General features: G+C 63.5%; 19 protein-coding genes. 5 read left to right on the top strand and 14 right to left on the bottom strand.

The window, feature by feature from the left end; genetic code table 11:
• Positions 1-61 precede the first annotated feature (61 nt).
• Positions 62-1,048, bottom strand: coding sequence for an MDR family oxidoreductase (locus tag ACP7AL_RS13490; protein ID WP_425992040.1), 987 nt, complete (start codon positions 1,046-1,048; stop codon positions 62-64).
• Positions 1,049-1,465: 417 nt separating this feature from the next.
• Here ACP7AL_RS13490 and nadA point away from each other — a divergent pair, with 417 nt between their 5' ends.
• The 3 genes from nadA to nadC all read left to right on the top strand — a co-directional run bounded on the left by nadA (position 1,466) and on the right by nadC (position 5,208).
• The gene (nadA, locus tag ACP7AL_RS13495) at positions 1,466-2,578 is read left to right on the top strand and encodes a quinolinate synthase NadA (protein ID WP_425992042.1); all 1,113 of its coding nucleotides are present in this window, start codon (positions 1,466-1,468) and stop codon (positions 2,576-2,578) included.
• Between the two features lie 135 nt (positions 2,579-2,713).
• The gene (locus ACP7AL_RS13500; protein ID WP_425992044.1) at positions 2,714-4,312 is read left to right on the top strand and encodes an L-aspartate oxidase; all 1,599 of its coding nucleotides are present in this window, start codon (positions 2,714-2,716) and stop codon (positions 4,310-4,312) included.
• Between the two features lie 38 nt (positions 4,313-4,350).
• Entirely contained in the window at positions 4,351-5,208 is an 858-nt protein-coding gene (gene nadC, locus ACP7AL_RS13505) for a carboxylating nicotinate-nucleotide diphosphorylase (protein WP_208856387.1), read from the top strand.
• A gap of 165 nt (positions 5,209-5,373) precedes the next feature.
• Here nadC and ACP7AL_RS13510 read toward each other — a convergent pair whose 3' ends face one another.
• The 4 genes from ACP7AL_RS13510 to ACP7AL_RS13525 all read right to left on the bottom strand — a co-directional run bounded on the left by ACP7AL_RS13510 (position 5,374) and on the right by ACP7AL_RS13525 (position 10,467).
• Positions 5,374-6,831: a cell wall hydrolase gene (locus tag ACP7AL_RS13510; RefSeq protein ID WP_425992046.1), complete on the bottom strand. Its 1,458-nt coding sequence runs from the start codon at positions 6,829-6,831 to the stop codon at positions 5,374-5,376.
• A gap of 101 nt (positions 6,832-6,932) precedes the next feature.
• Positions 6,933-7,157 carry a hypothetical protein gene (locus ACP7AL_RS13515; RefSeq protein WP_425992048.1) on the bottom strand — a complete coding sequence of 75 codons (225 nt, stop codon included), beginning with the start codon at positions 7,155-7,157 and terminating at the stop codon, positions 6,933-6,935.
• 118 nt (positions 7,158-7,275) lie between these two features.
• Positions 7,276-10,164 carry a pyruvate, phosphate dikinase gene (gene ppdK / locus ACP7AL_RS13520; RefSeq protein WP_425992050.1) on the bottom strand — a complete coding sequence of 963 codons (2,889 nt, stop codon included), beginning with the start codon at positions 10,162-10,164 and terminating at the stop codon, positions 7,276-7,278.
• A 159-nt stretch (positions 10,165-10,323) separates the two neighbouring features.
• Positions 10,324-10,467 (bottom strand): DUF3096 domain-containing protein, encoded by a 144-nt coding sequence (locus ACP7AL_RS13525; RefSeq protein WP_425992052.1) that lies wholly within the window; start codon positions 10,465-10,467, stop codon positions 10,324-10,326.
• Between the two features lie 319 nt (positions 10,468-10,786).
• On the opposite strand from ACP7AL_RS13525, the gene ACP7AL_RS13530 reads away from it, so the two are divergent.
• Positions 10,787-11,146, top strand: a complete 360-nt coding sequence (locus tag ACP7AL_RS13530) for a DUF1236 domain-containing protein (RefSeq protein WP_425992054.1) — start codon at positions 10,787-10,789, stop codon at positions 11,144-11,146.
• A gap of 152 nt (positions 11,147-11,298) precedes the next feature.
• Here the strand turns inward: ACP7AL_RS13530 and ACP7AL_RS13535 are convergent, their stop codons facing one another.
• The 7 genes from ACP7AL_RS13535 to ACP7AL_RS13565 form a co-directional block, all read right to left on the bottom strand.
• Entirely contained in the window at positions 11,299-12,402 is a 1,104-nt protein-coding gene (locus ACP7AL_RS13535) for a hypothetical protein (protein WP_425992056.1), read from the bottom strand.
• A gap of 262 nt (positions 12,403-12,664) precedes the next feature.
• A complete protein-coding gene (glyS, locus tag ACP7AL_RS13540) occupies positions 12,665-15,022 on the bottom strand; it encodes a glycine--tRNA ligase subunit beta (protein WP_425992058.1) in 2,358 nt (785 codons plus the stop codon).
• 5 nt (positions 15,023-15,027) lie between these two features.
• Positions 15,028-15,960 (bottom strand): glycine--tRNA ligase subunit alpha, encoded by a 933-nt coding sequence (locus tag ACP7AL_RS13545; protein WP_006019037.1) that lies wholly within the window; start codon positions 15,958-15,960, stop codon positions 15,028-15,030.
• A 362-nt stretch (positions 15,961-16,322) separates the two neighbouring features.
• On the bottom strand, positions 16,323-16,508 hold the full coding sequence (locus ACP7AL_RS13550) for a hypothetical protein (RefSeq protein WP_006019036.1): 186 nt from the start codon (positions 16,506-16,508) through the stop codon (positions 16,323-16,325).
• A 15-nt stretch (positions 16,509-16,523) separates the two neighbouring features.
• On the bottom strand, positions 16,524-17,411 hold the full coding sequence (locus ACP7AL_RS13555; protein ID WP_425992060.1) for a S49 family peptidase: 888 nt from the start codon (positions 17,409-17,411) through the stop codon (positions 16,524-16,526).
• A gap of 356 nt (positions 17,412-17,767) precedes the next feature.
• Entirely contained in the window at positions 17,768-18,559 is a 792-nt protein-coding gene (locus tag ACP7AL_RS13560) for a tRNA1(Val) (adenine(37)-N6)-methyltransferase (RefSeq protein ID WP_425992062.1), read from the bottom strand.
• The gene (locus ACP7AL_RS13565; RefSeq protein WP_425992064.1) at positions 18,552-18,779 is read right to left on the bottom strand and encodes a DUF2007 domain-containing protein; all 228 of its coding nucleotides are present in this window, start codon (positions 18,777-18,779) and stop codon (positions 18,552-18,554) included. Before ACP7AL_RS13565 ends, ACP7AL_RS13560 begins: the two co-directional genes overlap by 8 nt.
• Before the next feature lie 107 nt (positions 18,780-18,886).
• On the opposite strand from ACP7AL_RS13565, the gene ACP7AL_RS13570 reads away from it, so the two are divergent.
• Positions 18,887-19,897, top strand: coding sequence for a polyprenyl synthetase family protein (locus ACP7AL_RS13570; RefSeq protein ID WP_425992066.1), 1,011 nt, complete (start codon positions 18,887-18,889; stop codon positions 19,895-19,897).
• Positions 19,898-20,008: 111 nt separating this feature from the next.
• Here the strand turns inward: ACP7AL_RS13570 and ACP7AL_RS13575 are convergent, their stop codons facing one another.
• On the bottom strand, positions 20,009-20,893 hold the full coding sequence (locus tag ACP7AL_RS13575; protein ID WP_425992068.1) for a 4-(cytidine 5'-diphospho)-2-C-methyl-D-erythritol kinase: 885 nt from the start codon (positions 20,891-20,893) through the stop codon (positions 20,009-20,011).
• Positions 20,894-21,020: 127 nt separating this feature from the next.
• Complete coding sequence (locus ACP7AL_RS13580) at positions 21,021-22,826, bottom strand: tetratricopeptide repeat protein (RefSeq protein ID WP_425992070.1); 1,806 nt, start codon at positions 22,824-22,826, stop codon at positions 21,021-21,023.
• Between the last annotated feature and the right edge of the window lie 3 nt (positions 22,827-22,829).

Below are 22,829 nucleotides of genomic sequence, written 5' to 3' on the forward strand. Positions count from 1 at the left end.
CTGATTACCATACCAACCATGGCAACATTGGCGCATCATGGTTGGCAAAGTCTGAACATCCTCAGGAAATTCTCACCACAGTGCGGCCACGAAGCTGGCCGGCGAGGATTTTCGGGCCTGCGTCGAAGACGTCGGCGAGACCGATTTCCTTAGTCATTTCAGCAAGTTTGGCATGGTCGAGGTCCTTCGCCAGCCGCTCCCAGGCGGCCTTGCGCGGGCCGATCGGGCACATCACGGAATCGATGCCCAAAAGGCACACCCCGCGCAAAATGAAAGGCGCCACCGACGACGGCAAATCCATACCGCCGGCAAGACCGCAGGCCGCGATCGCGCCGCCGTACCTGGTCATCGACAGCAGATTCGCCAGCGTGGTCGATCCGACGCTGTCGATGCCGCCGGCCCAGCGCTCCTTGCCGAGCGGCTTGCCCGGCGCGGACAACTCGTTGCGGTCGATGATCTCGGACGCACCGAGGCCGCGCAGATAATCATGCTCGGAGGCACGGCCGGTCGAGGCGATGACCTGGAAGCCGAGCTTGGAGAGCAGTGCCACCGCAACCGATCCGACGCCGCCGGCCGCGCCGGTGACAACCACCGGGCCGTCTTTCGGCGTGAGACCATGCTTCTCCAGCGCGAGCACGGAGAGCATTGCCGTGAAACCTGCGGTGCCGATCGCCATCGCCTCGCGCGTGGTCATGCCGTCCGGCAAACGCACCAGCCAGTCCCCCTTGACGCGCGCCTTCTCGGCATAGGCGCCGAGGTGCGTTTCGCCGAGACCCCATCCGGTGGAAACCACCTTGTCGCCGGCCTTCCAGCCCGCATGCGACGACTCCAGAACCGTGCCCGCGAAATCGACACCGGCGATCATCGGGAAACGGCGCACCACCGGCGACTTGCCGGTGATCGCGAGGCCGTCCTTGTAGTTCACGGTGGACCATTCGACCGCGACGGTGACGTCGCCGTCCATCAACTCCGCCTCGTCGAACTGCGTCAGCGCCGCCGTGGTGCCCTTTTCAGCCTTGTCGATTCTGACTGCCTTGAACGTTGCCAACTTTTCTCTCCGTCTCTTCTTGTGCGGTTGAAATCCGGCCCCCTGATTGGCGGCTCCGGTCAGCTTTGCCAAGCCCCTTCGGGCATGATCCCGAAAAGTGGGAACCGGTTTTCAGAGGGGATCATGCCCACAGTGAAAATAAGTCCGCATCTACCGTCACATCGCTGAGCGACCGGCGGACGCATTCCCGCCATGCGGGATTTTCCCGGCGCGCCTCTGGCGGGGCGGCGGATGACCTGTTATATTTGTTTTGCTCGTTATGAGAATAAGTGACCGTCTCGCGAGCGGGGAACGACAGCAGGTTGAAGCGGTCGTCCCTCAAGGGAGCCCGAGTTTGGAACGCCGGCCCAAAAGGCCGGATTTCTCAAGGCCCTAATATGCTCAAAATGAGCATATTAGGCATTCAAGGAGGCTGCGATGCCGATCTCAGGAATTTACGGTCCCGACGATTTCGGGAATCCGATTCACCGCCAGCCGGTGGGCGTCACCCGTGCCGTCCTCACCGACGCGGACCGCGCGCGCGCATTGCCGATGCCGTCGCTAGAATGGACGCCCGAGGTCGAGCGCGCCACCGCGCATCTCTACGCCAAGGTGAAGAACGTCATTCCCGAGATCGAGTGGCCGTTCATGGCGCCTTACGTCAAGGCCATCAACGATCTCAAGAAACAGCGCAACGCGGTGATCCTGGCGCACAACTACCAGACGCCGGAGATCTTCCATTGCGTGGCCGACATCGGCGGCGACTCACTGCAGCTCGCGCGCGAGGCGACGAAGGTGAAGGAGAAGGTCATCGTCCAGTGCGGCGTGCACTTCATGGCCGAGACCTCAAAGATTCTGAACCCGGACAAGACCGTGCTGATCCCGGATTCGCGGGCCGGCTGCTCGCTGGCTTCAAGCATCACCGGCGCGGACGTGCGCCTGCTGCGCGAGCGCTTTCCCGGCGTGCCGGTGGTGGCCTATGTCAACACGTCAGCGGACGTGAAGGCAGAGGTCGACATCTGCTGCACGTCGTCGAACGCCGTGCAGGTGGTCGAGAGCCTGAACGCCGACACCGTGATCTTCCTGCCCGACCAGTATCTGGCGAAGTACGTCGCCTCGAAAACCACCGTGAAGATCATCGCGTGGAAGGGCGCCTGCGAGGTGCATGAGCGCTTCACCGGCGACGAACTGCGCACCTATCGCGAGGCCGACCCGTCCGTGCAGATCATCGCACACCCCGAATGCCCGCCCGATGTGATCGCCGAAGCAGATTTCACCGGTTCGACCGCGCACATGATCGACTGGGTGCGCAAGCACCAGCCGAAGCGCATCGTCATGGTTACCGAATGCTCGATGGCGGACAACGTGCAGGCCGAACTGCCGAACGTCGAGTTCGTCAAGCCGTGCAACCTGTGCCCGCACATGAAGCGCATCACGCTGCCGAAGATTCTCGACAGCCTTGTCTACATGCGTGAGGAAGTGACCATCGATCCGGCGATCATCGGCAATGCCCGGCGCTCGGTGGAGCGCATGATCAATCTGAAGAATTGAGGGCCGTCACCCTTCGAGGCTCGCTCCGCTCGCACCTCAGGGTGACGGCGGAGACATACGGAGCGTCATCCTGAGGTGCGAGGCGCGTAAGTGCCGAGCCTCGAAGGATGACAGAGACAGCACAAGGCATCTGCCATGACTACATCCAGCATCGCGGCCTTATCCAACTCCGACGTCGTCATCGTCGGCGGCGGACTCGCCGGCCTGTTCTGCGCGCTGAAGCTGGCGCCACGTCCCGTCACGGTGATCTCCGCCGCGCCGCTCGGCGAAGGCGCGTCCAGCGCATGGGCGCAGGGCGGCATCGCGGCGGCAGTTGCCGACGGCGACAGCGCCGAATCCCATGCCGCCGATACGATTGCCGTCGGCGGCGGGATCGTCGATGAAGAGGTTGCGCTCGGACTGGCCCGCGAAGCCGGTGCGCGTATCCACGATCTCCTGCAATACGGCGTGCCGTTCGACCGCGACCTCGAAGGCAGGCTGGCCGTCGGCCGCGAGGCAGCGCATTCCGCGCGCCGCATCGTGCATGTGCAGGGCGACCGCGCCGGCAAGGCCATCATTGCGGCGCTGATCGAAGCGGTGCTCAGGACGCCCTCGATCCATGTCATCGAAGGCTATGTCGCCGAAGCCCTGCTGACCGAAGGTGATGCGGTCACCGGCTTGCAACTGCGCAAGGCAGGCGACGCGGTGGCAGCGCCGGTCATCGTGCCCTCGCGCGCCATCGTGCTCGCCACCGGCGGCATCGGACATCTTTATGCGGTGACGACGAATCCGGTTGAGGCCAGCGGATCGGGTCTTGCGATTGCCGCCCGCGCCGGCGCAGTGATCGCCGATCCGGAATTTGTGCAATTCCATCCGACCGCCATCATGGTTGGCCGCGATCCCGCGCCGCTGGCGACGGAGGCCTTGCGCGGCGAAGGCGCGACGCTCATCAACGGCAAGGGCGAGCGCTTCATGCTGGCGCGCGACCCGCTTGCCGAACTTGCGCCGCGCGACATCGTCGCGCGCGGGGTGTTCGATGAACTCGCCGCCGGGCGCGGCGCATTCCTCGACGCGACACAAGCGCTCGGCGCAAAATTCGCTGCGAGATTTCCGACGGTGTACGCGAGCTGCATCGCGGCGGGCCTCGATCCGGCGACCCAGCCGATCCCGATTGCGCCCGCTGCGCACTATCACATGGGCGGCATCGCGGTCGACCATCACGGCCGCACCTCGCTGAAAGGGCTCTGGGCCGGCGGCGAAGTCTCATCCACCGGCGCGCATGGCGCCAACCGCCTCGCCTCCAATTCGCTGCTGGAAGCCGTGGTCTATGCCGCGCGCATTGCCGACGATATCAACGGCAATCCCCTCGCCGCGGCAGGGCGTCCGCGCGACGGGATGATCTCGCGCAACAGTGCGATGCCGCCGCTCCGCGAGGCCAATCTGCGGGCAATGATGAGCTCGCATGTCGGCGTGGTCCGCGACGGCGACGACCTGGCGGAAGCCATCCGCACCTTCACGGTGATCGAGCAGACCACCGGCAACATCGCGCTGCGCAACATGGCGACCACCGCGCTGATCGTCGCCGCCTCCGCATGGTCGCGCTGCGAAAGCCGCGGCGCGCATTATCGGTCAGATTACCCGGCGGAAGACCCGACACAGCGGCATCGCACCGTGACGACGCTCGACGAGGCGCGTAACATCGCCGCAATGGTGGCCGATACCGCGCCTCGCAAACGCACTTCGACGGGAGCCTGATCTTGAGCATCAGCGACGTTCTCAATCCTGCCACCCTGATGCATCCGGATGCATTCCTGTCGCCGCTGGCCATCGACGATGCGGTGGCACGCGCGCTTGCCGAAGATCTCGGCCGCGGCGGCGACGTCACGTCGGTTGCGACCATACCGCCCGCGGTTCATGCCCACGCGATTCTTGTCGCGCGGCAGGCCGGTGTGATTGCGGGATTGCCGCTGGCCGTGGCGGTGTTTCAGCGCCTCTCGCCCGACATCAACATTCAGGCCCATGTGCACGACGGCAATGCCGTCGCCAAGGGCGTCCATGTGCTGACGATCTCCGGCCCCGCGCGCGCCGTGCTCGCAGGTGAACGCACCGCGCTGAATTTTGTCGGCCGTCTCTCCGGCATCGCGACCCTCACCTCGGACTACATCCGCCATGCCGGCGTCACCAAAATGCGCATCTGCGACACCCGCAAGACCACGCCGGGGCTGCGCGCGCTCGAAAAGTATGCGGTGCGCTGCGGCGGCGGCTTCAACCACCGCTTCGGTCTCGATGACGCCGTTCTGATCAAGGACAACCACATCGCGGTCGCTGGCGGCGTGAAGCCGGTGCTCGAGCGCGCGCGGGCGCATGTCGGCCATCTGGTCAAGATCGAGATCGAGGTCGATACGCTGGATCAGTTGCGCGAGGTGCTGGCGACGGGCCTCGCCGACGTGGTGATGCTGGACAACATGGATATCCCGACCCTGCGCGAGGCGGTCGCGATCACCGACAGACGCGTGGTGCTGGAAGTATCCGGGGGCGTAACGCTGGCGTCGATCGGCGAGATCGCGAAGACCGGAGTCGATTATGTGTCCGCGGGTGCGCTGACGCACTCCGCGCCGAACTTCGATGTCGCGCTGGATATCGATGCGTGACACTTGCGTCGAGCACGAGGCGCTCCCTCTCCCCGATGGGGAGAGGGTTGGGGTGAGGGGCACTAGATATCAGACGTGAGTGACCGAACCCCCTCACCCGGATCGCTATCGCGATCCGACCTCTCCCCCTCGGGGAGAGGTGAAGAAGTCGGTTGGATCAACTTACTACTTCGCGCTCGACATCTCAGCCGAGCTCTTCGCCGCTTCGGCGAGCTTTGCAGAGATCGCCGCCGTCTCGGCCGCCGTGCCCCAGGTCGGCGCGTCTTTGCCGTCGCCCCAGGCGCGCGGACGATAGAAGGTATGCACGCCGTATTTGTACATCTTCTTCATCTCGTTCACCCAGGACGGGCGAACCCAGTAGGCGTGGTAATGGGTCGACTTGCCGACTTCAGGCAGCCACAGACGGCCATCGAGGCTTTCGCGGGCGATCTTTTTGGCGCGTTCCCACATATCCGGCTCCTTCACCACATCGCGGATGCCGTCGCAGGCGAAGGTGAACTGGCAGGACAGGTGACGGTGCGAATTCTGGTAGACGACGCCGCACACCGTGCTCGGATAGTAGCCGGAGAACGCGCGGTTCAGGACGACCTGCGCCACCGCGATCTGCCCGCGCACCGCTTCGCCGCGCGCCTCGAAGTAGATCGCGTCGGTCAGGCACTTCTCGGACTTCGCGCGCGACTTTGCATCGAGACCGAGGCGTTCCGCCGGTGTCCGCGGACGCTGATACTCGCCGGTGACTTCGCCCTTGCTCGCGACGCTTTCGCCGCCGGCGGACGGGGCTGAAGACTGGTTTGGCAACGCCGCAGGCATCTTCATGTCGGGATCGATACCCGGCACCACGATGATCGGCTCTTCGCCGGGCTGCCAGCGCTCCAGCGATCCGCTTGTCATGCCGAGCGAGGAATTGCCGAAGAACAGGGTCGCGGTCTGGAACGAGAAGCCGTCGCGGCTCGCTTCCGGCGTGGCGGCGGCGCTGTCCCGATCGGCAGGCGCGCGCGGCGCGTTCAGCGGATGGTCGGCGGGAAGGTCCTGAAGCGAAACGGAGGATTCATATTGCTGCAGGCGCGGTGCGTTCAGCGCGGCTTCGAGTTCGGCATCGAGCGGTGCTGCTGCGTTCACCGCGGGAGCATCGGCCTCAGCCGTTTTCGCGCCCCGCACCGATGCGTTGGAATTCGATTGATCCTGCGCGGGCTGCGGCTGCGGCGCGGCAATGGGGGCCGCGATCTCTGGAACATACAGCGGAAGACGGTCGCCCTTCGACGAGCGCACCACTTTCGGGAAATCCGATTTTTGCAGCGGACGCAGCACAGGCCCGAGCGGATCGCGGCTGACCGAGCCGGTGAAATCCACGCCTGTGCTGTCAAGGCTGGCCAGACGATACGTCGGTGCTTCACGGGTGCTGGTGCCAATGGGGCGGGGCAGATTGAAGGACGCGACCTGCAACATGCGGCGCGACGACGCGAAGATGTATTCCTGCCAGCGCTCTGCGACGCCGGGCTGGCGTGCCAGCAGTGACGCGAGATCCTGATAGCCGATTTCGGTCGGGCTCACTGTCAGAAGACAGAGAACAAAGCCGAAGGGCGCGAACCGCGCGCCCTTCGACCCGTTACGCAACACAGACATCGATACGCTCACGCAACTAACGCTTATACACACGCAACCGAACCGCACATTCAGTGCAATTCGATCAATTTCGTTGGTATCGAATTAAAGTTGCCGGGGGGTTAATCGCCGCGTTCCGCGCGCAACACGCAAGCGCGTGCTTGAAAACGCGCGATCACATCGAAAGCGTTGGTAAACAGCGCCTCCAGCAAGGTGGTAAAGATCGCGTCAACAAAAAGAGTGAACGCAAATTGACGCAGGTCCGGTTGCGCGAGCCGCAATGGCGCCGCACCCACAATGTCGTCCCCGCGAAAGCGGGGACCCATAACCACCAAGGTGGTGGTCATCAAAGAAGGAGCGACACGAACATCACACGTGGAATCGAAGACTCAGGGAGTATGGGTCCCCGCTTTCGCGGGGACGACACTCGCTATGGAGTCACGCAATCCGTGATGACCGGCGAACCTACGCCTGGCTGGCGACAGCCTTGCCGAGAGCCGCCTGCGCAGCCGCGAGGCGCGCGATCGGCACGCGATACGGCGAACACGACACGTAATCGAGGCCGGTCTCGTGGCAGAATGTGATCGATGCGGGGTCGCCGCCGTGCTCGCCGCAGATGCCCATCTTGAGGCCGGGCCGCGTCTTGCGGCCGCGCTGCACGCCGATCTTCACCAGTTCGCCGACGCCGTCGCGGTCGACCGAGATGAACGGATCGATCTCGAGGATGCCGCGCGCGACATAGGTGCCGAGGAAGCTCGCGGCGTCGTCGCGGCTGATGCCGTAGGTGGTCTGCGTCAGATCGTTGGTGCCGAACGAGAAGAACTCGGCGGTCTTGGCGATCTCGCCCGCGAGCAGACATGCGCGCGGCAGTTCGATCATGGTGCCGGTCTGATAGTTGAGCTTCACGCCGGTTTCCTTCATTACCGCCGCCGCGGTGGCGTCGATGCGCGCCTTGGTGATGTCGAACTCGGCGCGGGTCGCGATCAGCGGCACCATCACTTCGAGGCCGACCGGCTTGCCGGTGCGCTTGCCGGCTTCAACCGCGGCCTCGAAAATGGCGCGCGCCTGCATCTCGGCGATTTCCGGATAGGCGATCGCCAGACGGCAGCCGCGGAAACCGAGCATCGGGTTGAACTCAGCCAGTTCACGCGCGCGGTCCGCGATCTTGCGGGCGTCGGTGTTCATGGCGCGGGCGACTTCCTCGATCTCGCTCTGCGAATGCGGCAGGAACTCGTGCAGCGGCGGATCGAGCAGACGGATGGTGACCGGCAGGCCCTTCATGATCTCGAACAGATCGACGAAGTCGGCACGCTGCATCGGCAGCAGCTTGGCCAGCGCGGCGCGGCGCGAGCCCTCGTCTTCGGCAAGGATCATCTCGCGCACCGTGCGGATGCGTGTCTCCTCGAAGAACATGTGCTCGGTGCGGCACAGCCCGATGCCTTCGGTGCCGAACTTCAGCGCAGTGCGGGCGTCGGCCGGCGTATCGGCATTGGTGCGGACCTTGAGCTTGCGGACCTGATCGGCCCAGCCCATCAGGGTCGTGAAGTCGCCGGACAGTTCCGGCTCGATCATCGGCATGCGGCCGGCCAGCACCTGGCCCAGTGAACCATCAATGGTGATGACATCCCCCGCCTTGAAGCTGCGGTTGCCGATGGTCATTATGCCGCGACCGTAGTCGACGCGGATTGTGCCGACGCCGGAAACGCAGGGCTTGCCCATGCCGCGCGCAACCACCGCCGCGTGGGAGGTCATGCCGCCGCGGGTGGTGAGAATGCCTTCCGCGGCATGCATGCCGTGAATGTCTTCCGGCGACGTCTCGACGCGCACCAGAATGACCTTGCGGCCATCGGCCTGAAGCTTGGCGGCTTCGTCCGACGAGAACACGATCTCGCCGGCGGCGGCGCCGGGCGATGCCGGAAGGCCGGTGGCGATGACATCGCGCTTGGCTACCGGATCGATGGTCGGATGCAGCAACTGATCCAGTGAGGCCGGATCGATCCGGGTGATCGCATCCTTCTTGGTGATCAGGCCTTCATTGGCGAGATCGACCGCGATGCGGAGCGCGGCCTTCGCGGTGCGCTTGCCGTTGCGGGTCTGGAGCATCCACAGCTTGCCCTGCTCCACCGTGAATTCCATGTCCTGCATGTCACGGTAGTGCTTTTCGAGCAGCGTGTAGATCCGGGTCAGTTCCTTGAACGCATCCGGCATCGCAACTTCCATCGACGCCTTGTCGGAGCCGGATTCCTTGCGCGCGTATTCGGTGATGTCCTGCGGCGTGCGGATGCCCGCCACCACGTCTTCGCCCTGCGCGTTGATGAGGAATTCGCCGTACAGCCGTTTCTCGCCGGTGGATGGATTGCGCGTGAACGCAACGCCGGTCGCCGAGGTGTCGCCCATGTTGCCGAACACCATGGACTGGATGTTGACGGCGGTGCCCCATGACTCAGGGATGTCGTGCAGGCGGCGATAGGTCACCGCGCGCGCATTCATCCATGACGAGAACACCGCGCCGATCGCGCCCCACAACTGCGCGTGTGGGTCCTGGGGGAAATCTGCGCCGGTTTCGCGCGCCACCGCGTCCTTGTACTTGCCGACCAGATCGACCCAGTCGTCCGCGGTCAGTTCGGTGTCGAGCGAGTAGCCCTTGCTGTCCTTGTAGGTGTCGAGGATGTCCTCGAAGTGATGATGCTCGAAACCGAGCACCACATCCGAATACATCGTGATGAAGCGGCGATAGCTGTCATAGGCGAAACGGCGGTCGCCGGAGAGCTCCGCAAGCGCTTCCACCGTGGTGTCGTTCATGCCGAGATTGAGCACGGTGTCCATCATGCCGGGCATCGACGCGCGGCCGCCGGAACGCACCGACACAAGCAGCGGGTTCTTCGCGTCGCCGAAGGTCTTGCCGGCGATCTTGCCGACGGTGACCAGCGCCTTCTCGACCTGCGCCTTCAGATCCTTCGGATAGGTTTTGTCGTTGGCGTAGAAATACGTGCAGACCGAAGTCGGAATCGTGAAACCGGGAGGCACCGGCAAACCGAGATTGGCCATTTCGGCGAGATTGGCGCCCTTGCCGCCGAGCAGATCGCGCATGTTGGCCTTGCCCTCGGCGCGTCCGTCACCGAACGTATAGACCCACTTGCCGGCCTGAACGGTTTGCTTCGCTGCGGGCTTCGCAACCTTCTTCACTGCGGGAGCGGATGTCCTGGCGGCAGCTTTCGCCGCGGCTTTGCCGGCAGGTTTCGCGGCAGGCGGCTTCGCTTTCGCGGCCGGCTTGGATTTGGACACTGATTTCGGAGAGGACTTCGCGGCGGATTTCTTCGATGAGGCTTTGGCCATGGCTTCCAGACGCTGCATGAGTGAAACGGCAGCGGCGTTACACCACGGTTGCCCGTTGAGGCGCAAGCGACTCCCGGCCGATATCCGCTTTTTCGATCACGGACGGTTACAGATTGTTACAGACTCGCGCAAATGGCGGAGTTTTGCGCCCAGCGTGTAACAATCTGAAATATTCCGTTACTTAATAAGGCCCAGTCCGATGATCCCGACCAGGATCAGATAGATCGCCACAATGAAATTCAGCAGCCGCGGCATGATGAGAATCAGCACACCGGCGATGAGAGCAACGATGGGCTGAATGTTGGCGACGCTGACGGACATTTCGGTCTCCCGGCATGGAGGAAAAGGACAAAGGATTGAACGAGCGCGAATCGAGACGAAATTTTATCCCCGTCTCGCGCATCGCAACAGCCAACGGCTTCGATAAGCAGTGGGTTCCATGACAGATCAAAACTTCCACTGCGTCCAGCCGCGTCACCTCCACGAAAATGCCCCGGTGAAATCACAGTCCCGCAGGAACGATGATCGGCAAAAGCGATTGTCACCGCTGGTTGATCGGCCCGTGCCGGTTTCCGAGCGTGATTGACGAGAGCGAAGCCGCTTTGCGCGATCAGGCTCCTTATCAATTGAGGAGAAAGCCATGCGTAATCCCCTTCTCGCAGCAGCGCTGCTGGCCACCGCCACGGCGATGCCGCTCGCGGCTCAGGCCCAGCAGCGCATCATTGTCGAGGAAGGCGTGACAACCGGCCTCGCCCCCGGCGTCGGCATCATCACCGAGGAAGAGCGTCCGCGCTTCAGGCAGTACATTGTCGAGGAGCGCGTACCGTCATATGCGATCGAGTCGCCCGTGCGCGTCGGCACCATTCTGCCGGAAAGCGGCGTGACCTATTACGACGTGCCGCAGCAATACGGCGCGACCAGCTATCGCTACACGGTGGTGAACGATCGGCCGATTCTGGTTGAACCGCGCACGCGCCGCGTGATGCAGGTGATCGATTAAAGCCAGCTTCGGCCCCGTTTGAGCAGGAAAGGTTGTCCCCGCCGCTCCGCTCAAACAAACAGCCCCGCCCCGGCGCCCCCCGCCGGGCGGGGTTTTTTCGATCAACAACGCAACGTCGTCCCGGCGAAGGCAGGGATCATCGCTGTGACCTGTTACGCGCCGTTCAGGATCGACAGGATGTTGCTGGTGGATTTGTAACTCTGGAGCACGTTGTCACGGAACGACGGCGACCAGCCCGACGCCTGCCGCTCTTCATCGCTCATCGCGGAATAGCTCTGAAGAATGCCGAGGCTGAGCTGGGTGGGATCGCCGCTCTGCTGGCTCTGCTTGAGAGAGGAGAGGATGTTGGCGCGGTTGCGCGAATCCAGTTCCTTCCTGGCTGCGTAGATCTCCTGGTTGGAGAACTTCTGATCCTGATTGAGCGTGATCGCGGACAGCGAGCGATTGTCGAACGACGAGAAATCCACGAGCTGTCCGAATTTGCGCGACGGATCGTAGACCAGTTCCGTCTTGTTCTCGGCCGCGAGTTTGGCCTGCGCATCCAGCGCAGCGCGGGCGTCGGTCGCGACCGTGCCGAACGTCTTGGTGGTGCCAACCGGCGCGCCGTCAGGATATTTCGCGAGATAGCTGGCGACCGGATCGCCTGAAACCGAGGGCGCCGTGTCGGGCTTCTGCTTTGCGGCGTCATAGCCCTTCTGCACGGCGGCGCGCTGCGCCGACCATGCCGCGGTGGCCTTCTCTTCGCTGCTTGCGCCGTCGAGATAATCCAGCGCGGCCTTGTAGACCACGGTGTAGTTCCTGGTCATCGACGTCGCCGCGGCGGCGGGCGCGAGCGCGGCGTTGAAGCGGTTGGTCAGTTCGCCGGACGCGACGCTTTGTTCGTCGGGCGTGAACTTGCCGCCGCTGTTGGTGGCGATGGCAAACAGCGAGCGCCGGTCGAGCGACGACAGATCGATGGTGGTCTTGCCGTCAGCGCCCAGCGGGCTCGTCACCTTTGCGGCGGCATAGAGCTTGTCGAGCACCGCACGCGCGTCATTGGTCACCGCCGTGAAATCGGGCGTCTTCGCATCGCTCGCCAGCTTGGCTTTCGCCGCATCTGACAGGGTCAGATTGGTTGCTGCGTTAGGATCGAGCGGGTTGCTGTTGCCTGCTTCCGCCGCATTAAGCGTATCGGCGAGCGACGGCTGCGTTGCGGCGGCACGCGCGTAAGCGGAGCCATACTGGGCGTAGGGATTGGTACCGTGGATCGATGTCATGCAGGCCCCGGCATTCGCTAACGGCCGTTAACGGAAGTTACCGGAACCTTACAGAACATGGTTAACGAGGGGTAAACGCGCGGACAGCACACATGACGGCAGCGCCCCTTTCACCTCTCCCCGTTTACGGGGAGAGGTCGGAGCCGAAGTGAACGAAGGCTCCGGGTGAGGGGCCAATGGAGAGTTCATGATAGAACTCGCCCCTCACCCCAACCCTCTCCCCGCAAGCGGGGCGAGGGAGCACATCGGCGTTGTCGCGCGCTCAGTCCTGGATCTTCGAGAAATCCGCCACAGCGCGCGTCGCTTCGCGGATTTCGTTCAGCAGCTTCAGACGATTCTCGCGCACCTTCGCGTCGTCGTCGTTGACCTTCACCTTGTCGAAGAAGGCATCGACCGCGGGACGCAGCTTGGCCATCGCGGTCATCGCGGACGCGAAGTCTTCCCTGGCGACGGCAGCACTCGCCTCGGCCTTCACCTGCGCGATGGCGGCGGCGAGCGCCTTCTCTTCATCGACCTTGAACAGCGACGTATCCGGCGCACCGTCAAACTTGCGCTTATCCTTCTTCTCCTCGATGGCGAGAATGTTGGACGCGCGCTTGGTGCCTGCGAGCAGGTTCTTGCCGTCATCGCTGTCAAGGAATTTGCCCAGCGCTTCCACGCGGCGCACGACCATCAACAGATCGTCCTGACCTTCAAGCGCGAACACGGCGTCAACGAGATCATGCCGCGCGCCTTGGTCGCGAAGCTGAACTTTCAGACGGTCTGCGAAGAACAGAAGAAGATCGGAAATTCTCGAAAGTTCGTAATCTTCTGCTGGCGCTTTTTCATTAAAGGCTTTTTCGATAGCATCCAATCGCTTCGACAAGACCAATCGAAGACTCGTAACATCATCCACTAAGATACGAATACCTTGGTCAACAAAAGCAGAGATTGGAATAGAACGCCCGCCTGTTATCGCTGCTTGAAGTATATTCAATCCCTGCAAACGATCAGCCTGAACTAAAATTTTTTGCAAAGGTAGCTTGGCGCCTTGCTTCAAGATTATCGCAGCCACACCCAATGCAGCCCTTCGCAGCGCATACGGGTCCTTGCTCCCCGTTGGCTTTTCATCAATCGCCCAGAAGCCCACCAGCGTGTCGAGCTTGTCCGCCAGTGCGACAGCTATCGCGACCGGATCGGTCGGCACGCGATCGGTTGGACCTTGTGGCTTGTAGTGATCCTCGATGGCCGCAGCGACGGACGCATCTTCGCCCTGCGCCAGCGCGTAATACCGGCCCATCAGGCCCTGCACCTCGGGGAATTCACCGACGACTTCGGTCAGCAGGTCAGCCTTCGCAAGCTGCGCCGCGCGTTTCGTTTTCTCGACATCCGCGCCGACCAGCGGCGCGAGTTCGGCGGCAAGCCGCTCGATCCGCGCGATGCGCTCCGCCTGTGTGCCGAGCTTTTCGTGGAATACGATCTGCGCGAACTTCGGCAGCCGATCTTCCAGCTTCGTCTTGAGATCGGTCTCGTAGAAGAACTTCGCATCCGACAGGCGCGCGCGGATGACGCGCTCGTTGCCGGCGACAATCGCCTTGCCGCCGTCGGTGGCTTCGACATTCGCGGTGAGAATGAATTTCGGCGCAAGTCTGCTCCCCTCCCCCTTGCGGGGAGGGGTCAGGGGTGGGGGTCCGTCGCGCACCGGATCTTGTTGCTCACCCCCCTCCCCAACCCTCCCCCGCAGGGGGTGAGGGAGTGAGGGGTCGCGAACAACGAAGCACTTCTGGTTGTTGCGGATGGTGGCGCGGATCACCTCGCCGGGGATGGACAAAAATTCTTCGTCGAACGAGCCCATCAGCACCACCGGCCATTCGACCAGGCCGGCCACTTCATCGAGCAGCACCTGATCCTCGACCAGTTCAAAGCCCTGCGCGAAGGCAAGCTCCTTGGCGTCCTCGAGAATGATGTTCTTGCGGCGCTCGGGATCGAGCACAACCTTGGCGGCTTCCAGCTTCGACACGTAATCGTCGAAGCGGCGCACCTCGATTGGCGAAGGCGCCATGAAGCGATGACCGTAGGTCGTCTGCCCGGCCTCGATGCCGGCGACATCGAACTTCACGATCTCCGGCTCTTCGGTTTCCGGGCCGAAGGTCGCGATGATCGAATGCAGCGGCCGCACCCAGGTCAGCGCGCCGTTCCGCGCCGAGCGTTCGCCCCAGCGCATCTGCTTGGGCCACGGGAAGGTGCGGATGATCAGCGGGATGATTTCCGCGATCACATCGATGGCGGGACGGCCGGCTTTCTCCATCAGCGCGATGTAGAAATCACCCTTCGGATCGCGCTGGATCTTCGCTTCATCGAGCGATTTCAGGCCAGCGGCTTTCAGGAAGCCCTGCACGGCAGCATCCGGCGCGCCGACCTTCGGCCCCTTGCGCTCCTGCTTGAGGTCCGGCTGACGCGCGGGAATGCCGTGCACGGTGAGCGCGAGACGGCGCGGCGTCACGAACGCTTTCGCGCCTTCATAGACGAGACCTTCGGCGACCAGCTTGTCGGTGACCATCTTGCGCAGGTCGTCCGCCGCCTTCGCCTGCATGCGCGCGGGAATTTCTTCGGAGAACAGTTCGAGGAGAAGATCGGGCATTGTCGTTACTCCGCCCTTCCCGCTTCGGTGTGCACCCACGCTTCGCCGCAGGCTTTTGCGAGTTCGCGCACGCGCAGGATGTAGCTTTGCCGCTCGGTGACCGAGATCACGCCGCGCGCGTCCAGCAGGTTGAACACATGGCTGGCCTTGATGCACTGGTCGTAAGCGGGCAGCGCCATCAGATGCGCCTCGCGCTTGCCATCCTTCCATCCGGCTTCGAGATATTTCCTGCAGGCGTTCTCGGCCATCTTGAACTGCTCGAACAGCATTGCGGTGTCGGAGTGCTCGAAATTGTGCCGCGAATATTCCTGCTCGGCCTGCAGGAACACGTCGCCGTAGGTCACCTTGTCGGCGCCGTCGCGGCCGTTGAAGTTGAGATCGTAGACGTTGTCGACGCCCTGCACGTACATCGCGAGACGCTCGAGACCGTAGGTGAGTTCGCCCGCGACCGGCGCGCATTCGACGCCCGCGACCTGCTGGAAATAGGTGAACTGCGAAACTTCCATGCCGTCGCACCAGCACTCCCAGCCGAGGCCCCACGCCCCGAGCGTCGGGCTCTCCCAGTCGTCCTCGACGAAACGCACGTCATGCAGGGCGAGATCGACGCCGATGGCTTCGAGCGACTTCAGATAGAGATTCTGAAGGTCCGGCGGCGACGGCTTCAGGATCACCTGAAACTGATAGTAGTGCTGCAGGCGGTTCGGGTTCTCGCCATAGCGGCCGTCCTTCGGGCGGCGCGACGGCTGCACGTAAGCCGCGTTCCAGCGCTTCGGTCCGAGCGCGCGCAATGTGGTCGCCGGATGGAACGTGCCCGCGCCGACTTCCATGTCGTAGGGCTGCAGGATGACGCAGCCATAGTCCGCCCAGTAGCGCTGCAATGTCAGGATCAGGCCCTGAAACGAGCGCTCGGGACGCATGTGCGGAGGCAGGGAATCCATCGGAAATCTTCGGGCGTTGGAATGGGATGATTTGCGCGCGGACCGTATCGGCGCAGGCTAACGGAATCAAGGCGATAGCCTGTTTATGGGGGCAATTCCTGCCGGAATCGGCTGAATTTTAGCGATCCCCCGAACGCCGGTTTAACCGCCCCGGCAAGCCGTCTGCCCGCGTCCGCAGTTCGTTAGCAACTCCCCGCTAGCAAAGCGTCATTGCAACCAACGGCCGGATTTCAACCGGCGGTGCTGTTCGACAGGGACGACAATGATTGCCTTTCAGGTTCTGGCCGCGGCAGCCATCATGGCCGCGCTCTGCATCATGACCATCAACGACGTGCGCGGGCACGGCTGATTTTCAAGACAGCCTAACCCGGACGATAGGTCCCGGTGTCGGGATCGCGCCGCAGCTTGGGCATGCGCTCCTGCTCGGCGGGTTTCGCCTTGCGCGCATCGTCAAGCTCGCGATTGATGCGCCTGCCCTCACGCACCGCGAGGCGCACCAGCGCTGCGCCACCCAGAATTCCGGCAGCGATCAGGATCAGCGGCGGCATGATCGGTCTCCCACCCTACAATCCGTAACGCGCCCAGATCGCGCGCTCTTCCAGAGCCGAAATCAGGTCTTCCGAAAAACCCGGAAAACCCGGCAGCGCCACTCCCGCGCCCGGCTTGCGGCCCGCAAGCCCGGAGAGAAGCCCCGCCGCAGGCGCGATCACCGGCATCTGCACTTTCTCGCCGTAGCGTGCGCGCAGCACCGTGCGCAGATCGCCGAGCGCGTCCGCAAGACCGAGCTTCACCGCGCGTTCGCCGGCCCAGTATTCGCCGGTAAACAGATAATCACCCTCCGCCTTGAGCCGTGCGCCGCGGCTGTCCTTCACCAGCGCGATGAAGGTGTCGTGAATCTCACGCTGGATCGCCTTCAACCGCGCAACGTCATCGGGATTCTCGGGGAGAAACGGATCGAGCTGCGACTTGTTCTCGCCGGATGTGTAGACCCTGCGCTCGATGCCGACCTTCTTGATGAGGTCGACGAATCCGAAGGTGCTGCCGACCACACCGATCGATCCGACGATGGAGGACGGATCGCAGAAAATCTCGTCGCCCGCGCAGGCGATCATGTAACCGCCCGACGCCGCCACGTCCTCGACGAACACCAGCACCCGCAGCTTCTTCTCGGCTGCGAGCTGGCGGATGCGCTGATAGATCTGCCGTGACTGCACCGGCGAGCCGCCCGGCGAATTGATCACCAGCGCCACGGCCTTCGCGCCCTTGGTCGAGAACGCCCGCTCCAGCGTCCGCGACACGCCGGCCAGCGACATGCCCGGCCGCAGCGGCGTCACCGCGCCGATCACGCCGGAGAGGCGCACAACCGGCACCACCGCGCCGCCGCGCCAGCGCGCCGGCAGCAAGCTTTTCAACCTCTCGGCAAAGTGACCATCGCCGTCATTCTCAGCCATGAAACATCCTTCATGTTCACAGTTTATTATTCGGTAACTGGCATCACGAGCCTAGAGCGCATTCGACAATCGTTAAGCACGTCCTTTGTGCCCGAATTCCGTCTAAATGTTTGAGGGGACGGGATTTCTTCTAAACTCTCCGGTTCTTCGCCGGAGCGCGACAAGAAACTGGAACGCACTTTGCATTGCAGCAGATACGCAGGCTGCAACGGCGCAGCCACTAAGGTGCAAAAATGAAGATTTATCTCCTAATCCTTTTGATTGGCGCCCTTTTCGCCGCCATCCACTTCACTCAGGCTCCCGAAACCGAGCCAAAATCGGTAACCCAATAAGCAGGCTGCCTGCCTGCTGGGCATTCAGCGGGTTCTCGATACCTTCGCCAGCGGCAGAGCGGCTTTGCCGCCAAGGACCGCCTGAATCTCGTGACCCGCTTCCCCATTCGTGTCGAGCAAGACCACACCGGGATGTAGCGCCATCGGCGCGCGTCCGCCTTTGACCGCGCTCACCAGGACGCGGATCGCCGGTGCGCCCGGCGTGGGATGGACCGGCAGAATCTCGACGCTGCCGAAGCCCCGCGCCAATGCCGCCAGCACGCCCGCCAATCCATCCGCCCGCCAGATCAGCGTGAGTGCGCCGCCGGATGTCAGCACGCGCCGCGCCGCATGGGTCCATCTCTCGAGCGTGTCGGCCGCCGCCACATGCGCTGATTGCCGCGCAGGGTCCGGCGATACGCGATGCCTCGCGGCATCATTGAACGGCGGATTCATCAGGACGACATCGGCAGTGTCGGGACCAAGCCCCGATGCCGCGAAAACATCGGCGTCCGCGGTGACATCGAACGCCATCACGTTTGCTTTGATGCCATTCGCCTCGGCATTGATGCGCGCCAGCGCCGCAAGCGTTTCATCGATCTCAGTGAGCACCAGATCGAGCCCAGCGACACGGCGCGCGACGCTGAGCCCGGCAGTCCCTACACCCGCGCCGAATTCCACCACGCGATCGCCCGGCTGCGCCGGCGTTGCCGCCGCCAGCAGGATCGCGTCGTGACCAGCGCGGTGACCGCGCCTCGGCTGGCGCAGCCGCAACTGGCCGCCGAGAAACATGTCCTCGGTCACTTCCGGAATTTCAGTACGGGCGGGGTCAGTCATTGTCCCGCAGTTCATGGGCCAGACCCGCGTCGGTGAGCAGGCGGCGCGCGGCCACGGCGTCGTCCTCATGGACCAGAATGCGCCGGGGCAGCACGCCCAGCGATCCGTCCATGATGCTCATGTTACTGTCGAGCACGAGGTGGTGAATATTGGCGCCATCCAGCAACGCGCCTACAGCGGACACCAGCACCGCATCGTTGGTCCGCACCAATTCCTTCAAGGCAGTGTCTCCCGGGGGTGAATACGGAACGCCGGGCGCCCGTTGTTGCTCTTGCCGCGCCGCACGGCAGTTTCTATTGTGGCCTTACATTCATCCGGAGACCGGACGTGGCGGTTATTGTACCCTTTGAGAGCCACTCGACGCCATCGATAGATCGGCTGGTTGAGCTTGTTGCGCCCGATATGGAACGCGTCAACAGCACGATTCTGTCGCGAACCGGCTCGGAAGTCACGATGATCCCGGAGGTCGCCAACCACCTGATTTCGTCGGGCGGCAAGCGCCTGCGGCCGATGCTGACGCTGGCGATGGCCAACCTCACCGGTTACACCGGCGAAGGACATATCAAGCTCGCCGCCGCCGTGGAATTCATGCACACCGCGACGCTGCTCCATGACGACGTGGTGGACGAAAGCGAACTGCGCCGCGGCAAGCTCTCTGCACGGATGCTGTGGGGCAACGAGGCCAGCGTGCTGGTCGGCGACTTTCTGCTCGGCCAGGCGTTCCGCATGATGGTCGAGGTCGGCTCGCTGCGCGCGCTCGACATTCTCTCTTCCGCCGCCGCCACTATCGCCGAAGGCGAAGTGATGCAGCTTGCGGCAGCGAAGAACACGGCGACCACCGAGGACGAATATCTTGCGGTGATCCGCGGCAAGACCGCAGAGCTGTTCGCCGCGGCCTGCGAAGTCGGCCCCGTGATCGCCAACCGCCCCAAGGCGGAGCAGACTGCGTCCCGTTCGTTCGGCATGAACCTCGGCATCGCCTTCCAGCTCATCGACGACGTGCTGGACTATGGCGGCAAGGCCGCAAAGCTCGGCAAGAACGTCGGCGACGATTTCCGCGAAGGCAAGATCACGCTGCCGGTGGTGCTGGCGTTTCGCCGCGGCAACGATGCCGAGCGCGCATTCTGGGTCCGCACCCTGGAAAGGGGCGAAATCGGCGACGGCGACCTCGATCACGCCATCGGTCTGATGACCAAGCATCGCGCACTCGAAGACACCATGAGCCGTGCGCAGCATTACGGCGCGATGGCGGTCGATGCGCTGGCGCTGTTCCCGTCGTCACCGATGAAGACCGCGCTCGAGCAGGTGGTTGCTTTCTGTTTGGCAAGGTCGCACTAAGACGCCTTGTCGTCATTGCGAGCGAAGCGAAGCAATCCATTCAGAATGCTTCGCGTGCGAGAAGCTGGATTGCTCTTCGTCGCTGACGCTCCTCGCAATGACGGGAGTGCGCTAGCTCAGCACGCCGGCGTGGACCCACCAGCCGGGATGAGCTTTTGAGATCGCTTTCGCGGCCTGACCGGCGTCACCGATGGTCTCGAAGATCGCAAAGCATGTCGCGCCGGAGCCCGACATCCGCGCCAGCCGCACACCTTCCGTTGCGCGCAATGCCGACAGCACCTTGCCGATCACCGGCTCGACTTTCAGCGCCGGTTTTTCGAGATCGTTGGTGCCATGGCCAACGGCCTCGACCCATTCATCGAATGACGCACCCTTCGCCGGCCATCCCGGCGACAGCATCACATCACCGACACCGGCAAGGAGTTCGCCCTTAGCCAGACCAAGCGCTGTGAACACATCCTTGGTCGCGACGCCGACGCGCGGATTGACCATCACGCACGGCATCGCGGGAATATCGAGCATCGACAAATTCTCGCCGACACCGGTCATGGTGCAGGCACGCGAGGCGAGACAAACGGGAATGTCCGCGCCGGTTTTGCGCGCGACATCGACAATGCGGGGATCGTCGATCGCAAGATTGTTGGCCTGTGCCAGCAGCCGCAGCGCCGCCGCGGCATCGGCCGAGCCGCCGCCAATACCGGCGGCGACGGGCAGATGCTTGTCCAGCGTGAAACGGCCGAGCGTAAGCCCCGGAATGCGCTCGCCAAGCAACAGCGCTGCGCGCACCACCAGATTGTCCGACATTTCGCCGCAGTCCTGCGCACCGGGGCCGCCGGTCGCAAGGGTCAGGTCGGGCCCCGGCGTCAGTGTCAGCGTGTCCGCGCAGTCGGCGAACACCACCAGGCTTTCGAGGTCATGATAGCCGTCGGCGCGGCGGCCGAGGACGCGCAAGGTGAGATTGACCTTGGCGCGGGCGGTTTCAGTCAGCATTGCCATTCCAGCCAGCGTTGCGCTGTCCGCGCGTCCGCGCAGCCATGCGATAGGCCATGCTTATCAAGGAAGATCGATTGCCGGGTCAAGTCCGGCAATCGAAGGACGTATTTAAAGAGCCGCAGAACTGCGATCAGCCGCCCCGGCCGTCTTCCTTTTTCTTCTCGGCGGCAGCCGCGTTGGACGTGTCCTCGGGCAGGCCGTCACGCAGCTTGGCTTCGATCTTCGGAAGCTCTTCCGCCTCTGGCTTGAGGTCGCGGGCATGCGCCCACTGGAATCTCGCTTCCAGCGTCCGCCCGACGCGCCAGTAGGCATCGCCGAGGTGATCGTTGATGGTGGGGTCTTCCGGCTTGAGGTCGATCGCGCGTTCGAGATGCTTCACGGCGTTCTCGTAATCGGCGATGCGGTAATAGGCCCAGCCGAGGGAGTCGACGATGTAGCCGTCATCCGGCCGCTGATCGACGGCGCGGCGGATCATCTTCATGGCCTCATCGAGATTGACGCCCTGATCGATCCACGAGTAGCCGAGATAGTTCAGCACATGCGGCTGCTCGGGCTGCATCTCGAGCGCTTTCTTCAGATCGGTCTCTGCCTTCGCCCACTGCTTCGAGCGCTCGAAGCAAATGCCACGGAAGTAATAGAGCACCCAGTTCTGTTTCTCGGCGCCGGACTGCGCCTCGATGCCCTTGCCGTAAGTCTCGCCGCAATCTGCGAACTTCTTGCGCGCGCGCTGGATGTTGCCGAGCGCCATGATCGCCTCGACATCCTTGGGATCGTCGGCGACCACGGCGTTCAGGATCTTGATGCCCTCGTCGGTGCGGTCGACCGCATCCAGATCGGTGGCGAGCTGAATCTGCGCATTGCGCTTGAGCGGCGACGTCGCAGGCACGCGCTCATAGACCTTGATCGCCATCTGCGGCTTCTTCACCGACTCATAGAGATCGGCGAGCGACAGCAGCGCGAGCGAATGGTTCGGGTTGAGATAGAGCGCGAGCTGGAGATAGACCAGCGCGAGATCCTCGCCGCCACGGCGCGTCAGTGAAGCGCCGATGCCGTAGAGCGCCTCGGCAGCACCCTGCTGCGGGTTTTCAGCCAGCGGCGAAAGCTTCTTGCCGGCCTTGGTTTCGCGAATGCCTTCCACCACCAGCGGGTGGCGCGCGAGTTTCTTGTCGAAGCCTTCATAGATGGCGGTAGCCGCGGCCGCGTCCTTGTTGCGCGACAGCCAGCGCGCATAGGCGTCGGACACCCGCAGCGCCGAGTCGTCGAGCTTGTAGGCGCGCTCGAAGCGGACGCCGGCTTCCTTCTGCTTGTTGGCCAGTTCCAGGATCATGCCCGAATGCAGGTCCTTGAAGATCGGATACCATTCCGGACCCGCCAGCTTGTCGATGGCGTTGATCGCGGCCTGCGTATTGCCCGCGCCGTAGCTCGCCCAGCCCGACAGCAGCGTCGCGACCAGATCGGTGATCGGCCCGCGGACCGACTGATTGATGTTCTGCTGCGCGGCGCCGTATTGCTTCTGCTTCAGCGAGCGCACGCCCGCGACCAGCCGCGCGACGCGATTGTTCTTGTCGATGGTGAGAATGCGGTCGGCCAGCTTGACGGCTTCGTCGATGTCGCCGTCGGCAAGCGAGGCGATGAAGGCGCGGTCGAGCAGTTCATTGTTCTTCGGGTCCGAACGCAGCGCCGCGCGATAGAATGCCGCAGCCGCGGTCGCGTCGCGATCGACGCTGGCGTGACGCGCGGCGAGGTAGCTGCCGGATACCGTGAGGCCGAGCAGGTCACGCCCGCTCGGATACGTTCCCTGCTTGGTGTCTTCGCCGGCGCTGGTGCGGGTCTGGGCCGCAAGCGGACCGGCGGATGCAAGGACCGATGCGAACGCGACAGTGGCGACGGCCACGCGGCTGAAACGACGTTGGAGGATCACGCTCGCCGGCTCCATGAA

The sequence above is a fragment of the Afipia sp. DC4300-2b1 genome, from assembly GCF_049895725.1.
Classification (GTDB): domain Bacteria; phylum Pseudomonadota; class Alphaproteobacteria; order Rhizobiales; family Xanthobacteraceae; genus Afipia; species Afipia broomeae.

Coding starts and splice junctions, on each gene's coding strand:
- nadA (WP_425992042.1), top strand. CDS start 1,466: ATGCCGATCTCAGGAATTTACGGTCCCGACGATTTCGGGAATCCGATT.
- ACP7AL_RS13500 (WP_425992044.1), top strand. CDS start 2,714: ATGACTACATCCAGCATCGCGGCCTTATCCAACTCCGACGTCGTCATC.
- nadC (WP_208856387.1), top strand. CDS start 4,351: ATGCATCCGGATGCATTCCTGTCGCCGCTGGCCATCGACGATGCGGTG.
- ACP7AL_RS13510 (WP_425992046.1), bottom strand. CDS start 6,831: ATGTCTGTGTTGCGTAACGGGTCGAAGGGCGCGCGGTTCGCGCCCTTC.
- ACP7AL_RS13515 (WP_425992048.1), bottom strand. CDS start 7,157: ATGACCACCACCTTGGTGGTTATGGGTCCCCGCTTTCGCGGGGACGAC.
- ppdK (WP_425992050.1), bottom strand. CDS start 10,164: ATGCAGCGTCTGGAAGCCATGGCCAAAGCCTCATCGAAGAAATCCGCC.
- ACP7AL_RS13525 (WP_425992052.1), bottom strand. CDS start 10,467: ATGTCCGTCAGCGTCGCCAACATTCAGCCCATCGTTGCTCTCATCGCC.
- ACP7AL_RS13530 (WP_425992054.1), top strand. CDS start 10,787: ATGCGTAATCCCCTTCTCGCAGCAGCGCTGCTGGCCACCGCCACGGCG.
- ACP7AL_RS13535 (WP_425992056.1), bottom strand. CDS start 12,402: ATGACATCGATCCACGGTACCAATCCCTACGCCCAGTATGGCTCCGCT.
- glyS (WP_425992058.1), bottom strand. CDS start 15,022: ATGCCCGATCTTCTCCTCGAACTGTTCTCCGAAGAAATTCCCGCGCGC.
- ACP7AL_RS13545 (WP_006019037.1), bottom strand. CDS start 15,960: ATGGATTCCCTGCCTCCGCACATGCGTCCCGAGCGCTCGTTTCAGGGC.
- ACP7AL_RS13550 (WP_006019036.1), bottom strand. CDS start 16,508: ATGCCGCCGCTGATCCTGATCGCTGCCGGAATTCTGGGTGGCGCAGCG.
- ACP7AL_RS13555 (WP_425992060.1), bottom strand. CDS start 17,411: ATGGCTGAGAATGACGGCGATGGTCACTTTGCCGAGAGGTTGAAAAGC.
- ACP7AL_RS13560 (WP_425992062.1), bottom strand. CDS start 18,559: ATGACTGACCCCGCCCGTACTGAAATTCCGGAAGTGACCGAGGACATG.
- ACP7AL_RS13575 (WP_425992068.1), bottom strand. CDS start 20,893: ATGGCAATGCTGACTGAAACCGCCCGCGCCAAGGTCAATCTCACCTTG.
- ACP7AL_RS13580 (WP_425992070.1), bottom strand. CDS start 22,826: ATGGAGCCGGCGAGCGTGATCCTCCAACGTCGTTTCAGCCGCGTGGCC.